Source organism: Nonomuraea sp. NPDC049646 (assembly GCF_044465525.1).
Taxonomy (GTDB): domain Bacteria; phylum Actinomycetota; class Actinomycetes; order Streptosporangiales; family Streptosporangiaceae; genus Nonomuraea.
In genome coordinates, this window is the sequence record NZ_JBITLU010000013.1 from 49362 (window position 1) to 65398 (window position 16037).

General features: G+C 73.5%; 12 protein-coding genes. 2 read left to right on the forward strand and 10 right to left on the reverse strand.

Going from position 1 to position 16037, the window contains the following annotated elements; genetic code table 11:
- Positions 1-12: 12 nt before the first annotated feature.
- On the reverse strand, positions 13-549 hold the full coding sequence (locus ACIBQ8_RS33910) for a sigma-70 family RNA polymerase sigma factor (RefSeq protein ID WP_397174612.1): 537 nt from the start codon (positions 547-549) through the stop codon (positions 13-15).
- 209 nt (positions 550-758) lie between these two features.
- On the opposite strand from ACIBQ8_RS33910, the gene ACIBQ8_RS33915 reads away from it, so the two are divergent.
- Both ACIBQ8_RS33915 and ACIBQ8_RS33920 read left to right on the forward strand, forming a co-directional pair.
- Positions 759-1610, forward strand: coding sequence for a metallophosphoesterase family protein (locus ACIBQ8_RS33915; RefSeq protein WP_397174614.1), 852 nt, complete (start codon positions 759-761; stop codon positions 1608-1610).
- 217 nt (positions 1611-1827) lie between these two features.
- Positions 1828-2583: a helix-turn-helix domain-containing protein gene (locus ACIBQ8_RS33920; RefSeq protein WP_397174616.1), complete on the forward strand. Its 756-nt coding sequence runs from the start codon at positions 1828-1830 to the stop codon at positions 2581-2583.
- A gap of 73 nt (positions 2584-2656) precedes the next feature.
- On the opposite strand, the gene ACIBQ8_RS33925 is transcribed toward ACIBQ8_RS33920, so the two are convergent.
- The 9 genes from ACIBQ8_RS33925 to ACIBQ8_RS33965 form a co-directional block, all read right to left on the reverse strand.
- A complete protein-coding gene (locus tag ACIBQ8_RS33925) occupies positions 2657-4027 on the reverse strand; it encodes a cytochrome P450 (protein ID WP_397174618.1) in 1371 nt (456 codons plus the stop codon).
- Complete coding sequence (locus ACIBQ8_RS33930; protein ID WP_397174620.1) at positions 4024-4563, reverse strand: flavin reductase family protein; 540 nt, start codon at positions 4561-4563, stop codon at positions 4024-4026. Before ACIBQ8_RS33930 ends, ACIBQ8_RS33925 begins: the two co-directional genes overlap by 4 nt.
- A 21-nt stretch (positions 4564-4584) precedes the next feature.
- The gene (locus ACIBQ8_RS33935; protein WP_352329445.1) at positions 4585-5013 is read right to left on the reverse strand and encodes an acyl-CoA thioesterase; all 429 of its coding nucleotides are present in this window, start codon (positions 5011-5013) and stop codon (positions 4585-4587) included.
- A 3-nt stretch (positions 5014-5016) separates the two neighbouring features.
- Positions 5017-10731 carry a type I polyketide synthase gene (locus ACIBQ8_RS33940; RefSeq protein ID WP_397193981.1) on the reverse strand — a complete coding sequence of 1905 codons (5715 nt, stop codon included), beginning with the start codon at positions 10729-10731 and terminating at the stop codon, positions 5017-5019.
- Positions 10728-11699 carry an enediyne biosynthesis protein gene (locus tag ACIBQ8_RS33945; protein ID WP_358007565.1) on the reverse strand — a complete coding sequence of 324 codons (972 nt, stop codon included), beginning with the start codon at positions 11697-11699 and terminating at the stop codon, positions 10728-10730. The genes ACIBQ8_RS33940 and ACIBQ8_RS33945 overlap by 4 nt, the downstream gene beginning before the upstream one ends.
- 4 nt (positions 11700-11703) lie before the next feature.
- Positions 11704-13650 (reverse strand): CRTAC1 family protein, encoded by a 1947-nt coding sequence (locus ACIBQ8_RS33950; protein ID WP_397193982.1) that lies wholly within the window; start codon positions 13648-13650, stop codon positions 11704-11706.
- Positions 13647-14624 carry a DUF1702 family protein gene (locus ACIBQ8_RS33955; RefSeq protein ID WP_397193983.1) on the reverse strand — a complete coding sequence of 326 codons (978 nt, stop codon included), beginning with the start codon at positions 14622-14624 and terminating at the stop codon, positions 13647-13649. The genes ACIBQ8_RS33950 and ACIBQ8_RS33955 overlap by 4 nt, the downstream gene beginning before the upstream one ends.
- 143 nt (positions 14625-14767) lie before the next feature.
- Entirely contained in the window at positions 14768-15760 is a 993-nt protein-coding gene (locus tag ACIBQ8_RS33960; protein ID WP_397174628.1) for a DUF1702 family protein, read from the reverse strand.
- A gap of 35 nt (positions 15761-15795) precedes the next feature.
- Positions 15796-15978: an acyl-CoA carboxylase epsilon subunit gene (locus tag ACIBQ8_RS33965; RefSeq protein WP_397174630.1), complete on the reverse strand. Its 183-nt coding sequence runs from the start codon at positions 15976-15978 to the stop codon at positions 15796-15798.
- Positions 15979-16037 lie beyond the last annotated feature (59 nt).

Genomic DNA, 16037 nt, shown 5'->3' on the forward strand with positions numbered 1-16037 from the left:
GTACTCCCTCGTTCAGGTCGGCTTTCGGTCGGTACGGTCGGCGGGGTCGGCGGGGTCGGTGCGCGCCAGCGCGGCCCGCAGGGTGCTCAGCGCCCTGACGGTCTGGCTGCGCACCGTGGAGGACTCGTTGCCCATGACCCGGGCCGTGTCCTCGGCGCTGCGCCCCTCCCAGAACCGGAAGAAGATCGTCGCCCGCTGCCGCGGCCCGAGCCTGGCCAGCGCGCCCATCAGCACGATGCGCTCGCCCACCAGGTCGTAGGGGTCCAGCGCCGCGGCCGCGTCGGGCGGCGCGCCGCTGAGCACCTCCCGCGACCAGCGCAGCGACCTGCGGTCGCTGATGATCAGCCGCCGCATGATCTGCCGCGCGTACGCCTCGGCGCGGTCGCGCCGGTCGAGGCCGTCCCAGTGCCGGTGCAGCGCCAGCAGGGTGCGCTGGACGAGGTCGTCGGCCTCGTGCCAGTCGTCGGAGAGCCGGAAGGCCACCCGGCGCAGCATGGGCCTGGCCTCCCGCGCGAAATCAGCGAATTCCTGCCCCCGTACCTCGGCCATCACCCTCACCCCCGGAACACGGCCGTGCCATTTCCGCTTTCTTCGGCATGCTCAGAATTGAATGCGCGGTGCGCCGCAACAACCCCTAAGGGACGCCCCCGCGCCCTTATCCACAAAGGCGCCGCCGCCACCCCCTATTCGCCCTCCGGCGACCCCTGTTCTTCTTTCCGCGCGCCTCCCGGCCGTTCCCGCGCGCATACGCTCGCGGCGTGAGCGCCTCCGGTGCGGCATTACTGGCGATCAGCGACCTCCACGTCGGATTTCCCGAGAACTGGGCGGCCGTCGAGGAGCTGCGCCCGCGCACCGCGGACGACTGGCTGCTGGTGGCGGGGGACGTCGCCGAGCGGCTGGACGCCTTCGAGCGCACGCTCGGCCTGCTCGGCGAGCGTTTCGCCAAGGTGGTGTGGGCGCCGGGCAACCACGAGCTGTGGACCACGCCCGGCGACCCCGGCCTGCGCGGCGAGGAGCGCTACCGGCGCCTGGTGCAGATCTGCCGGCGGCTCGGCGTGCTCACGCCCGAGGACCCGTACGCGGTCTGGACGGGGGCGGGCGGCCCGGTGGCCGTCGTCCCGCTGTTCCTGCTGTACGACTACAGCTTCCGCCCGCCCGGCACCACCCGGGAGCAGGCGCTCGGCCTGGCCCGCGAACAGGGGGTGGTGTGCAGGGACGAGTTCCTGCTGCATCCCGAGCCCTATCCCAGCAGGCAGGCGTGGTGCCGGGCCCGGGTGCGCGAGAGCGAGTCGCGCCTGGACGCGCTCGACCCGGCCCTGCCCACGGTCCTGGTCAACCACTTCCCGCTGCTGCGCGCCCCCACCCGGGTGCTGCGGCACCAGGCGCTGGCGCAGTGGTGCGGCACCGAGCAGACGGCCGACTGGCACCTGCGCTTCCGCGCCGCCGCGGTCGTCTACGGCCACCTGCACATCCCGGGCACGAGCTGGCACGACGGGGTGCGCTTCGAGGAGGTCTCGCTCGGCTACCCGCACGAGCGGCGGCCGCACCACCGCGACGGCCGGGCGCTCAGGCAACTCCTGCCGGCCCCCCGCCGCGAATGGGCCCTATAAATCGCATTCTCAGATAAATTGCCGAGATTTCCGAAGATTTCCCAAAAAAGGGCGATTTGTCATGCAGCGTACTGCGCGCCCGAGAGCGTGTACCGGGTGGCAACCGAAAGGCAATGCATCCGGAGCGCCGAGGAATCGTCGCGCCTCCCGGGAATTCTCCGGCCGGAGAATCGACGGGGGACGCGCGCCCGAGGGCTTCCGGGTTCCGGGAGACCATATGGACGACGTCATCGAACGAGCGGTCCTGCGGGTCATCGAGAGCATGCAGGACAACCATGGCGAGCAGCTCACCATTGACGACATGGCGCGGACCGCGATGTTCAGCAAGTTCCACTTCTCGCGCGTCTTCCAGCGCGTGACCGGGCTGTCCCCTGGACGGTTCCTGTCCGCGGTGCGGCTGCGCGAGGCCAAGCGCCTGCTCGTGTCCACCTCGCTCAGCATCACGCACATCAGCCACCAGGTCGGCTACTCCAGCGTCGGCACCTTCAGCTCGCGCTTCACCCACAGCGTGGGCCTGTCGCCGAGCAGGTACCGGCAGTTCCTGAGCGTCACGGCGGCGGACCTGGCCGGCGGCGACCGCGCGTTCGGCGGCCCGGCGGCGACCCTGCACGGCGTCGTGACCTCGCCGCTGGCCGACCGGCCGGTGTTCGCCGGCGTCTTCCCCGGCCAGATCCTGGAGGGCAGACCGGCGAGCTTCACCCTGATCGGCCGGCCCGGCCCGTACGTGCTGGAGAACGTGCCCAAGGGCACCTGGTACCTGATCGCGCAGTCCGTGGCCGAGTCCCGCGAGGACGCCGTGCACCACCCGCCCCAGGGTGACGCCGCGACGTGCATCGCGCGGATCGGGCCGATCGAGGTGGGCGGCGGCGGCAGCGAGCGCGCCGACCTGCGGCTGCGTCCCATGAACGCGCTCGACCCGCCCGTCCTGCTCGCCCTGCGCGACCTGCTGGCCTGGACCGACACCCACACCTGACAGGAAGGGGCGGCGCCTGCGCAAGGGCCCGCGGACGACGTCCGCGGGCCCTTGCGTGCCTTCCGGCCGATCTCTAGGCCGGGCTCACCGTCATCGGCAGCCCGCCGCGCACCCGCAGCGACAGCATGGCCTCCGGGACCGCCCGCCGGCCGGGCAGCCCGGTCAGCCGCAGCTCCCGGGTGACCATCGCCAGCACGAACGTGGCCTCCATCATCCCCAGGTGGTTGCCCACGCAGAAGCGCGGGCCCGCGCCGAAGGGGATGTAGGCGTACCGCGGCCGGTCGGCGGGCGCGCCCGGCTCGAACCGCTCGGGACGGAACGCGTCCGGCTCCCGCCAGTACGCCGGATGCCGGTGCAGCGTGTACGGGCTGATGAGCACGTCCGCCCCCGCCGGGACCCGGTACCCGCCCACCTCGTCGTCCTCCCGCGCCACCCGGGTCAGCGCCCACACCGGCGGGTACAGCCGCATGACCTCCTCCAGCACCGCCGCCGTGTAGGTGAGCCTGCGCAGGTCCTCGTACACCGGCGGCCGGTCGCCCAGCACCGAGACGGCCTCCGCCCGCACCCGCTCGCGCACCTCCGGATGCCGGTCCAGCAGGTGGAAGGCCCACGACAGGGTGCTGGCGGTGGTCTCGTGCCCGGCCAGCAGCACCGTGACCAGCTCCTCGCGCAGGCGCTGCCGGGCGGCCCGCGGGTCCTTCCGCAGCCCGGTGGACTCGATCAGCAGGGACAGCAGGTCGCCGCCGTCGGTCGGGTCGGCCAGCCGCTCGTCCACCAGCAGGTCCACGACCCGGTACAGCTCCCGCCGGGACCGGCGGAAGCGCAGGTGCAGCGGCAGCGGCAGCCACAACGGCACCATGGCCAGCGTGACCATCTCGAACATGGCCTGGTCCTGGACGCCCTCGAAGGCGTGCCCGATCGAGCCGTGCGCGCCGAGGTCGGCCGCCAGCAGGGTGCGGCCGAGCACCCCGAGCGCCAGGCCGGTCATCTCCCCGGCCACGTCCACGGGCCCGCCGCCCACCCGGGCCCGCAGCCGCTCGACCAGGCGGCCGGCCTCCTCGGCCAGCACGGTGTCCTGCTGGGCCAGCCGCTTGTTCTGGAACAGCGGCTGGATGGTCCTGCGCTGCTGCCGCCACCGCTCGCCGTCGCTGGTCAGCAGCCCGTCGCCGATCACCCGCCGGGCCTCGGCCAGGCCGATGCCCTTGCGGTAGTTGCCGCTGTTGTCGGCCAGGACGTGCTTGGCGTGGTCGGGATGGTTGAACAGGTAGATGCTCTTCGGGCCGATCGTCATGCGCACCGCGTCGCCGTACCGGGCGGTCGCCTTCGACAGCAGCGCGAGCCGGTCGCCGACCAGCCGCCGGTACAGGACGGGCGCCGCCCAGGGCGGCGGGCCGGGCGGCACGCGGCCGCCCAGCGCCACCGGGCGGGTGCCCAGCGTGGTCACGCCGACACCCCCTGAAGGGCGGGGGAGGTCTCCCCGAAGCGGCCCCGGTAGACCAGCAGGCCGTCGCAGTCGTCCCGTCGGCTCAGGGACAGCACCTCGCCGACGAAGATCGTGTGATCGCCGCCGTCGTAGGCGCGCCAGACCCGGCACTCGAAGCGGGCCGCCGCGCCCGCGATGAGCGGCACCCCGGTGACCTCGCCCGGCGTCACCTCGACGTCGGCGAACTGGGCCAGGCCGAGCGGCCGGTAGCGGTCGGCGAAGTGCCGCGCCTCGGCCTCCTGGTGCCCGGCCAGCACCGACACCCCGAACGACGTGGCCGCCGTGATGCACTGGTGCATCACGGCGCCCTTGCCGACGCACACCAGCAGCAGCGGCGGGTCGAGCGAGACCGAGGTGAAGGAGTTGGCCGTCATGGCGTGCGGGACCTCGCCGCCCGTGGTGATCACGGTGACGCCGGTGGCGAACGCCCCGAACGCCTCGCGCAGCGCCTTGGCGTCCGCGACCTGCGGCGCCGGGGCCGATGAGTGGAGTTGCACGGTGACCTCCTGGGTCCGGTTCTAGGCCAGGTACGGTTCGAGCGCCCTGACCAGGGGCTCGGGGACCCTCGCCGGCGCGGTCTTGGTGTTCGGCCCCCGCATGCAGGCCACCCGCTGCCTGCCGCGGGCGACGAGGACCTCGGGCGCGCCCGGGGTGACCCGGACGTAGTCGAAGCCGAACTCGATCTGCGTCTGCGCCAGCTCGATCAGGCGCATCCGGATGGACAGCTGGTCGAAGGCCGTGATCTCCGCGAAGAACTCGCAGTCGACCTTGAGGGTGAACAGCTTGAGGTCGTCCTGCAGGTCGGCGAGGACGTCCCGGGCCCGTTCCATGAGGAACATCTCCCGGCAGCGTCCCTGCCAGCGCAGGTAGTTGACGTAGTAGACGTTGCCGACGAGGTTGGTCTCCTCGAAGCCGACCGTGTGCAGGTACTCGTAGTAGGTGCCCATGGGCTAGGACCGTCCTTCGGTGAGGATCGCGACGACGACGGGGCCGGCCAGGCCGTTCACCCGGGTGGCGAGCGTGGCCACGGCCGCGCCGCCGCCGGTCAGGACCGCCCATCCGTCGGCCGCGGCCCGGGTGACCGCGAGCGGCACGTCGGGCCCCGCTGCCGTCGCCGCACCCGTTCCGGCGTCGCGCAGGCAGGCGAGCGCGGCGCGGGTGCGGGCGCGGGCGGTGTCCGCGTCCTCCCCGCAGGCCGCGGCGATCTCGCCGGCGAGCGCGTCCCGGTCGGCAGGGTCGGCGGGGTCGGCAGGGCCGCCGGGGGTGACGGGCTCGACGGCGCAGGACAGCGGCCCTGGGGCGGCCACGCACACCGTCAGTCCCGGCACGTGCGCCGACGCCGTCCGCACGCCCTCCGCGGCGCCCAGCCGGGCCACGGCCAGGTCGCCGGTGCCCTCGCCCGGCTCCACGACGACCGCGACCCGCGCGCCCGTCAGGTCCTCCAGCGTGCGCTCCAGGTACGGGCCGAGCAGCGGCGCCGCCCACGGACCGGCCCCGCCCTTCTTGCGCACGGCCTGCAACCGCAGCCCCTCCCAGCGTTCGACGACCTCGCCGTCCTTCGTCCGGACCGCGACGTCGTAGACGTAGGCGTCGCCGTCCCTGGACCGCTCGGAGGCGCAGTAGCGCACCTCGTCCGCGCCGGACAGCGCGGCCCCGGCCGGGTGGACGCGTTCGATGCCGGTCGGCAGCAGGGTGGCGTCGGGCACGCACACCTGGTTGCCGTGCATCAGCGCGTCCCGCATGCCGGGGTCGCCCAGGAGCAGGTCCGGCGGGAGGAACCCGGCGAACCAGTCGCACTCCTGCGCCACCTGAAGGTCGGCGTCCACCGCGCGGGCCGCGGCCCGGTGGTAGCGGCGCAGCCGCTGGAAGCGCCTGCCCTGGAAGAGCACCTCGCCGTAGAGCTGGGTGTCGGGGTCCAGCGCGACCGGCGGCAGCTCGTCGCCGGACTGCTCGGGCGGTCCGGCGGGCGGGGCGCCGGCGTCCAGGCGCAGCACGGCCGTGAAGTGGTCGACGTCGAAGCCGGTCTCCTGGCTGCGGATGGCGACCGCGACCGTGTCGTGCCCGGTGACCGTCGCCGCCACCCGGAGCGTGGTGCTCCCGTCGGGCGGCACGATGATCGGCCGGACGAACTCCGCCTGCTCCACGACGGGCGCGCCGGGACGGCCGGTGGCCGCGTACGCCACCTGGGCCATGGCCTCCAGCCCGAACACCGCCGGGAACAGCAGGTTGCCGTCCAGCAGGTGATCGGCCAGGTACAGGTCGGTCCCGGCGTTCACCTCGACCTCGCTGACCAGCTCCACGCCGTGGTAGCGGACCAGCGGCGCGCCGACGAAGCGGAGCAGCGGCAGCTCCGGCTCCTCCCGGCGCACGGTGTGGATGCCCTCGGTGCGCCCGCTGATCACCACGACGCCGGGCGCGTCGGGATCGCTCACCAGGCGGCGCATGATCTCCACGCCGCGGTCCACCGGGATCGGCGTGATGCCCTGCTCGACCAGCCGGTCCACGACCGACAGCCGCTCGCCCATGCCGACCTCGGACCAGACCGACCATTCCATGCAGATCGCCCGGCAGCCCGGGTGCCGCTCGCCCGCCTCGCGGGTCAGGTCGGCCAGCCACTCGTTGGCGGTGGCGTAGTGGCCCTCGCCGTGCAGGCCCGCCCGGCCGATGATGCTGCCGAACGTCACCAGCAGCCGCAGCCGTCCGGGCTCGACCGCCTCCAGCACGTTGCGCAGGCCGTCCACCTTGGGGGCGAACGTGCGGCGGAAGGCGTCCATGTCCAGCCCGGCGATGCCCTCCGGCTCGTTGCGCCCGGCGCCGTGCAGGACGGCGGTCACCGGCCCGAGCGCCTGCTCGGCCGCGGCCACGGCCGCCCGCACCTGGGCGGCGTCGGTGACGTCGGCCCTGGCGTAGTGGACGGTGAGCCCGGTCGCGGCCATGCGCCGCAGGTTGGCGGCCAGCTCCTCGTCCCGGGCGGGGTCGGAGCGGCCGAGCACGGCCACCTTGGCCTCGCCCGCCATGGCCATGGCGCACTCGGCCGTGATGCCCTTGCCGCCGCCGGTCACCAGGAGCACGTCGGAGCCGGTCAGCGGCTCCTGCGCCCGCTCCTGCCGGTACGGCAGCGCTCGCAGCGTCGGCACCCGCCGCACGCCGGCGGCGTCGTAGTGCACCTCGCTGAACGCCGTCGTGGCCGCGGCCTCGGCGGCTACCAGCGCGGCGGCCTGCGGCGCGTCCTGCGGCAGGTGCACGACCGTGGTGGGCAGGCCGCTCTCCAGGTGGAACGTCTTGGCCAGCCCGGCCGCGCCCCGGCCGTGCTGGACCAGGACGAACCGGGTGCCCGGTCCGCCGGCCAGCGCCGCCTTGGCGCCGAGCAGCGCCTGCTCCAGGTCGTCGGCCGCGCACCGCGCGGGTAGGCACACCAGGACACCGGAACCGATCTTCTCCCCTTCGAGTGCCTCGCGCAGCGGCCCCGCCAGGGGCGCGCCGGCGGGCGCGAACACCTGCCACGACCCCGCGCGCTCCTCGGCCGTCCGCCGGGGCCGCGGCTGCTCGTCCAGGTCCACGGCGAACGGGCGCACCCACGGCGCCGCGCCCGCCACGCCCCGGGCCGACTGCGCGCGCGGCTGCGCGGCCAGCCGGTCCAGGGCCTCGCCCAGCTCCTGGAGCGTCGCGGTGGCGACGTTGGCCGGCGCCATGCCCGCGGGCACGCCCAGGTGCTGGGTGGCCTGGTCGATGATGTGCATGACGGTGACCGAGCTGAGGTGCAGCTCGTCCAGCGGCTTGCTGTCCTCGGTCACCATCTCCAGCGGCAGCTCGGCGCGTTCGGCGGCCAGCCGCCGCAGCAGCTCGACCGTGGACTCGCCCGGCTTCGCCGCCGTCCCGGCGCTCGTCCCGTTGCCGCTCGCCTCGCCGGCCTGCTCGGCCGTCCGCTCCGCCGGCTGCGGGGCGGCGGCCTTGACGCGCACCTGCGGCGCCTGCTCGGCCGGGCTGGTGAAGAACGAGAACGCCGCGCCGATCTCCAGCGGCTTGACCAGCCGCCCGTGGAACAGCTCCTCGCAGGCGACGGGCACGCCCGCCACGTGCGCGGCGCCGGCCACGCCGAGCAGCCCGGCCAGCGACTCGCTGTCGGTGTCCAGCGCGACGGCCGGGACGTCGGTCAGCTCGGCCGCCAGCCTGCTGAGCACCCGGCCGGGGCCCACCTCGACCAGCAGGTCCGCGTCCGCGGCCACGGCGGCCAGCGCCTGGGCGAACAGCACGGGTGCGGTGATCTGCCGGTGCAGCAGCGCCGGGACGTCGGTCCCGGCGGCCAGGTCGTCCCCGGTGACGGTGGAGACGACCCGCCGGGCGACCGGCCCGAACCGCTCCTCGGCCAGGTAGCCGGCCAGCGCCTCGGCCGCCGGGGCGACCAGCGGCGAGTGGAAGGCGTGCGAGACGTTCAGCCTGGTCCAGGTGAGCCCGGCGCGCTCGGCCCGGCGGCCGGCCTCCTCCACCGCCGCCACCGGCCCGGCGACGACGGTCTGGAGCGGCCCGTTGTACCCGGCGATCACCACCGGCAGGTCGCCCAGCAGCGCCGGCACGGTCTCCGGCGCGGCCCGCACGCCGGCCATCGTGCCCGGCTCGCTGCGCTCCCGCATCGCCCGGCCGCGCTTGGTCGCCACGCGCAGCAGCGCGTCCTCGTCCATCGCGCCAGCCCAGTGCAGGGCCGACAGCTCGCCCAGGCTGTGCCCGACGGCCGCGTCCGCCTCGATGCCGAGCAGCGACAGCGCGCGCAGGCCCGCCATCGAGCCGGTGACGATGCGCGGCTGGGCGACCTCGGTGGCCGCCATGTCGCCGTCGGCGGGCAGCGCCGCCGTGGCGTACACCTCGGCGACGTCGGCGAAGCGCCGGGCCAGCGCGCCGCCGTCGGTCCCGCGGCCCGAGCCCTGCCCGGGGAAGAGGAAGCCGATCCGCGGCCGGGCCGAGGCGCGGCCGAGGAACGCCTTGCCGTCGGGGGTGGACAGCGCGTTCTCACCGGACTCCAGCGCCGTCAGCACGCGGGTGAGCTGCCGTACGGCGTCGTCGGGCGAGGAGACCACGACGGCCGCCCGGAACGGCAGGCCGCGCAGCCGCCCGCGCAGCGTGGCGGCCAGGTCGGCGAGCTGGCCGTAGGACACCTTGGGCACGAAGTCGAGCAGCTCCGACACCAGGCCGCGCAGCTCGTCCCAGGTGCCGCCGTCCAGCAGGAACAGCTCCGCGTCCTGGGACGCGGCGGCCAGCGCCTTGACCCGGCTGGACACCCGCCGCCGCGGGCCGGTGTTCTCCAGCACCACGTGGGTGTTGATGCCGCCGAAGCCCATGGCGGTCACCGCGGCGCGCAGCGGCGCGCCCTGCGGCCACGGCTCGGCCGTGCGCAGCACCCGCAGCGTGGCGCCCTCGTCGGTGAGCACCTGGTGCGGGTCGACGCACCCGATGGTCGGCGGCAGCACCTGCTCGTGCACGGCCATGGCCGCCTTGATCAGGCCCGCCACGCCCGCGGCCGCCTTGGCGTGGCCGATCATGCCCTTGATCGAGCCGACCGCGGCCGGCCGCGCGGCCGCGGCCCTGGCCCGCGACAGGGCCGTGAGCTCGGTCGCGTCGCCGAGCGCCGTGCCCGTCCCGTGGCCCTCGAACAGCTCGACGCTCTCCGGGCCGAACCCGGCCTTGTCGTACGCGCGGCGCATCGCGAGCAGGTAGCCGCTCACCTCCGGACGGGTGATCCCGCCCTTGCCGTCGGAGGAGACGCCCCAGCCGGCGATCGTGGCGTAGATCCGCCGCCCTGCGGCCAGCGCGTCCTCCTCGCGCATCAGCACGACGATGCCGCAGCCCTCGCCGGGCCAGAAGCCGTTGGAGTGCCGGTCGTACAGGCGGAAGTCGCTCTTGGCCAGCGCGCCGGTCTTGGCGAACCCGATCACCTCGAACGGGTCGATGGACAGGTCCACGCCGCCCGCCAGGGCCACGTCCACGTCGCGGTCGGCCAGCGCCTTGCCGGCCGTCACCACCGACAGCAGGGACGAGGAGCAGGCGCCGTCCACGGTGTAGCCGCCGCCGTTGAGGTCGAAGTGGTTGCAGATGCGCCCGGCGATCGTGTTGGACAGCCCGCCGGCCAGCGTGTCCTCGTCCACCGGCGGGAAGGGGCTCTTGTAGGACTCCTCGTAGTCGGCCAGGAACGCGGCCAGGCGGTCGTCGTCCCAGCCCTGCTCCTTCAGGGCCGCGGCCAGGGTGCGCCGCACGTACGGCCAGCGCAGCCGCAGCACGTTCGCGCGGGTGAACTCGCCGGTGAGCGTGTTGCCCACGACGACCCCGGTGCGCTCGCGCGGCAGCCCGTCGCCGCCGGCGAACCCGGCGTCGGCCAGGGCCCGGCCGGCCATGTCCAGGGCCAGCCAGTGGGCCAGGTCGGTCGACCGGTACGTGCTGCCGGCGATCTTGTGTGCCACCCGGTCGAAGGCGTAGCCCTCGATGACCGCGGCGGTCTTGGCGTAGAAGCGGTCCGGCGCTGCGGGATCGGGGTCCCAGTAGTCCTCCAGCCGCATGCGCTCGTCCGGGAGCCGGCGGAAGGCCCGGCGGCCGGCCACCGCGTTCTCCCACAGCTCCCGGGGAGAGGCGGCGTCGGGGTACCGGCAGGCCATGCCGACGATCGCGATCCTCGTCATGCCTTCGCGACCTCTTCCCGCGCGTGCTGCAGCGCCTGGGCGGCGGCTGCGCTGACCCTGGCGGCGTCGAGCTCGCGCGCCTTGTTCACGATGTGCAGCGCCCACAGGAAGCCGCCGCGGATCAGGCAGACCGCCGCCGTGGCGAAGAAGATCCCGTACGGGATGTTCATCCCCATGAGCAGGCCGTACACCACGGCCACGCCGCCGCCGAAGGCGACCTGGGACAGCGGCCTGGACGGGCTGGTGCCCGGGTCGGTGATCATGTAGTTGGTGAACAGGATGAACGCCACCCCGGTCATCATCGACAGCCCGCCGAGGATGGAGATGTCGTCGATGATCAGCCCGCGCACCACGGCCTGGAGGGCGAAGACGCCCACCCATCCGCCGATCAGCCACATGCGGCCGGTCAGCTTACCGTTGATCATGGTCCCGCCGATGATGATGATCCCCGGGATGATCCAGTCGATCGGGTTGTCGACGTTCTCCGTGAAGTGGTACGGCGGCGCGATGCTGGCCCACGGCAGCAGCAGCAGGATGATCGCGATGCCGAAGTTGGACGGGTTCATGAAGTGCCGCATCCGCCCGCGCACCGGCGCCTTGAGCACCCACTTGGCGCCCACGGCGACGGTCACGCCGAACATCATGACCAGCACCTGGTCGTTGACGTAGATCAGCATGTTGAGCGCGATGGAGGTGATGTGCGCGGGATACAGGAACTCCATCAGCCCGCGCGGGCCGTTGCCGAGGAAGCGCGGCGCGCGGCCCTCCTGGCGGGCGCCGATCACCTCAAGGATGATCTCCACGGTGTAGCCGGTGGCCAGCGCCACGAACGGCCACGACCACGGCTGCTCGAACCCCAGCACGGTGTAGCCGAGGATGTTGAAGATGGTGATCGAGATCGCGAACCGGCGCAGCGCCGTGATCACTTTGGGATCGTGACGTGGCGGGGTGATCGTCTTGGCGGCCATGCCGTCACTTCTCCTTCGCTTGCGAGCCGAGCTGGAGGGTGTGCCAGCCGGGGGTGAGCGTGAGCTCCTGCTGGTGCCGCTGCCCGGCGCGGTCGCGCCAGCTCAGCTTGACCCGCACGGGGCCGGTGACGTTCGCGCCGAGGCCGATGTGCACCGCGTGCGCGCGCTTGCCGGAGTGGCCGCTGCCGCCGTCCACGCGGCCCATGAAGGAGCGGCCGTCGGGGGTGGTGGCGGTCACCGTCGCGCCGATCACCGGCGAGCCGGCGGCGGGCAGCGGGCCGGCCGCGGAGGGGGTGTCGTGCAGCAGGCGCAGCCCGAGGAACGAGCCGGCCGACCGGCTGGTGTTGAGGTAGAAGGCGGGGGCCTCCCACTGGCGGGCCACCGCGAAGTCGATCAGGCCGTCGCCGTTGACGTCGCCGGTCGCGATGCCGCGCGTCGGCACCGGCACGGCCAGGCCGAGCTGCTCCGACAGGTTGGCGTAGCGGCCGTCGGGGCCCTTGGCGAAGAAGGCCAGCGTCTGCGCGCCGGCGATGTCGCCGCCCTCGGTGACGTTCGGCCACGACTTGGGGTTGCTGGTCACGCCGTCGTTGGCGGCGGCCAGCTCCTGCAGCGGCGGCCAGCGGTTGACGTCGCCCTTGACGAACCCGGTCGCCTGGACGATCTCGTTCTCGCCGTCGTTGTCGAAGTCCTCGATCTTCGGGTCCCAGCCCCAGCCGGACCAGGCGGTGCGCAGCTCGGCGCTGAGGTCCTTCCACGGCGCCTCGCCCTGCCGCAGCTTCTCGCGCAGCTCGGCCTGGGTCTTGACGGTGGACAGGAACGTGAAGTTGCTCTCCTGGATGCCGTACGGGGTGGTGATGTTGCTGACGAAGAAGTCCAGGACGCCGTCGTGGTTGAGGTCGCCGGCGTCGGAGCCCATGCCCTTGAAGGAGTCCTCGCCGAGCACCTTCGACTTGGGCACGCCGATCTCGTGCGAGCCGACGGTGGCGGAGAACTTGATGGTGCCGGGGGAGGAGGTGTTGTAGAGCAGGTGGTCGGGCCCGAAGTCGTTGTTCAGCAGCAGCTCGGGCAGGCCGTCGCCGTCCAGGTCGGCGCTGGTCGCGCCGAGCTCCCAGCCGGTGGAGACGTCCGGCGGCAGCACGCCGTCCAGGCGGGTGAAGCCGCCGTTGCCGGTGCCGCGGAAGAAGTAGTCCCGGCCGCCGTTGACGGCCTTGGACAGCGAGTGGTTCATCTGCACGCCGCCGTCCACGCGGCTGTCGAGGACCGGGCTGCCGTCGGGGAAGTAGTTGCCGACGAAGATGTCCTGCTTGCCGTCACCGTCGAAGTCGGCGACGGTCGCGACGTTGCTGTTCCACACCTCGCCGGCGTACTTCGCGCCGCCCGGGTTGGGCACCAGCTCGGCCGCGTCGAAGGCGGCGGCCTCGAACCGGGTCGCGGCGGGCCGCTGCAGGTGCAGCGTGGGCGTGCGGCCCCACCAGTAGACCAGCAGGTCCGTCCGGCCGTCGTCGTTGTAGTCGGCGGGCACCGCGCCCATGGGCGCCATCGCGTCGGTGACCGGCAGCGAGCCGAGCGACAGCGCGAACGGCCGGTACCGCTCGCCGCCGCCCTCGACCGGCGCCGGGGTGACGACCACCTGGTCGGTACGCGGGTCCACGATCACCAGGTCGTCGTCCCTGCCGTTGCCGTCGAGGTCGTTCAGCGCGATCGCGGCCCCCACCGAGGAGATCCAGGCGTCGATGTGCTTGTATGCCTGGTTCACCTTGCGGACGGTCTTGGCCGAGCCGCCGCCCGGCATGGCGATCGCCAGGGACTTGAAGCCGTACGCGCCGGCCATCTCGGCCTTGGTCGCGTCGGAGGCGAAGGTCGGGTGGCCGATCGCGAAGACGGCGATCATCAGCGCGAGTGCGGCGACTCCCGCCGCCTGCTTGCGCAACCACGCGGCTACCGAGCTCACGAGGGAACACCTCCATGGAAGACGAACGTCTCGGCGATGCGCCGGCGCCACCCCTCATAGGCGGGCGGCGAGTCCTGTGCTGTCGCGGTGGGGCGGGTCAGGCGGCTCACCTCGGCCGCCCGCTCCGCCGTGGTGCCGCAGAGAACGCCCACGGCCGACTCGGTGTGCGGGAAGAGCAGCCCGGCGCGGATCCTGGCCTCGGCGGCGAACACGCTGCCCTGGGCCAGCGGCCCCCGGTGCGCTCCGGCGCGCTCGCGCAGCCACCGCAGCTCGGCGTCGTCGGCGCCGCCCGCGTAGGTGGCGGCCAGGCCGATGCCGGCGTACAGGTCGGCGTGGCGGGACTCGGGGAACCGTTCGAGCAGCGTGACCGCCCGCTCGGCGCTGGTGCCGGCGACGAACCACAGTGCGCGGCCGATGCCCTGGTCGAGGGCGTGGGCCGCGTAGTCCTCCTGGCCGGCCGGCCAGGAGAAGCGGGGTTCGCGCACCTGCTGGTGCACGTACCGGTCGGTGTGGAAGTAGGCCTGGTGGAAGCCGTACCCGTCGTGGACCAGCCACAGCAGCAGCGGGTCCAGCAGCCGGGGCTTGGGCCACAGGAAGCGGGGGAGCCGGGCCATGGCCCAGCCGATCCCCACGTAGATCATGTAGTTGTGGTGGTGCCCGCGTCCCTGGAGGCAGGCGTTGACCCGGCGCAGGTCGCCGAAGGTCAGGCAGTCCAGGATGGCGAAGCCCATGCCCGCGCCCTCGTAGGCGAAGCCGCGGAAGCGGGCGGGCACCTCTTCGAGCCGGTCCTCGGCCTCGGCGACGGTGCGTGACTCCACGGCGTGGGCGTAACCGGCGAGAAAGTATTCGCCGATCGTCTCCAGTAATTCAGTGGACGCCGCGTTCTTCACCCAGAAGCCGCGCGTTTCGACTTTCGTCTCGCCGACGTCCGGCACCAGAATTCTGCGTCTCAGTGACCGCAATGCGCTTGCCAATTGAGCCTCCGCCGCTTATAGCCCGAACAATCCAATTTCATTGACACATGCCGCCCGGTGGCCGGACAACTTCGGGTTTGCTCAGCTCGGAGGCTCATTTTTGGGCGTGCGAAAGCGAATGACGTGCTTATTCCGGGAAGCGGTCAGCGGGCCGGGATCTCGGCCTCGGCCGCGAAATGCGCGCGCACCCTGCCGCGCCACAGCTCGTAATCCGGCACGCGTTCCGACGTGCCCGCCGCGACTGCGCTCTCGTCGGCCAGCGCGACCGCGCCGGCCACGTCGAGCCCGGTCAGCACCGCGCCGGTGGCCGCCGAATGCTCCGGGACGAACCCCGAGTAGTGCCGGGCCTTGGTCGCGAACACCGAGCCCTGGGCCAGCTCGCCCCGGTGCTCCCCGGCCTCCTCGCGCAGCACCGCCGCCGCGCCCGCCGCGCACCCGGCGAACGTGGCCGCCAGCCCGACCCCGCTCCACAGGTCCGCCTGCCGGCCCGCGGCGAACGCGCGCACCGCCGCGGCCACGTCGCCCGGCCTGCCGCCGTGGATGAACCACAACGCCCGGCCGACGCCCTGGTCCACGGCGCGCGGGAAGTAGGCCGCGTCGCCCTGCCAGGGGTAGGGGGCCGGCACCTGCTGCCCGTCGACGTACCGGCGGGTGTGGAAGTAGGCCAGGTCGAAGCCGTACCCGTCCACGGCCAGCCAGCTCATCACCGGGTGGTACGGGGTGCCGTCCAGGTCGGGCAGCACCTTCTTCCACAACACCCGCGGCAGCCGGGCCATGGCGAAGCCGATGCCGATGTAGGCCAGGAAGATGTGCGGCTGCCCCGGGCCCATGAGCAGGTCCCGGGTACGCCGCCCGCGCCCGCCGCCCATGGCGTCCAGCACGGTGAAGGCCATCGTCGCGCCCTCGTAGGCGAAGCCGCGCTGCTCGACGTCCACCAGGGACAGCCGGCGCTCGATCTCCCACTGGTCACGGACGTCGATGCCCCACTCGAAGCCGCACACGACGGCCTGCGGGATCGCCTCCAGGCGGCCGGTGAGCGCCGAGGGGACGACGGGGAAGCCGCGTGCGCCGAAGGTCACGTCGGCCAGGGATGGCGCCAGCACGAGCCGGCGCAGCGAACCGAGCAGAGACGACATGGTGTGCTCCTCCTCCAGTACCGTGAAGACCCGGGTCAGCTCGCCCAGGCCGCCAGCCGCCAGTCGCCGCCGGACAGCGGCCTGGGCACCAGGACGGACGGGTCGGACCAGGCCGACGCCTCGCGCTCGGCCGCCTCGGCCAGGCGGCGGAAGACCGCCGCGACGACCGCTTCGAGTTCCTCGGGGGTCGCCTGCCCCCGCACCACGGTGAGTTCCATGCCTTCGACGCTCGCCCGCGGGCCCGCGCGGCCGCAACTTCCTGGATGCCCGGTGCCCA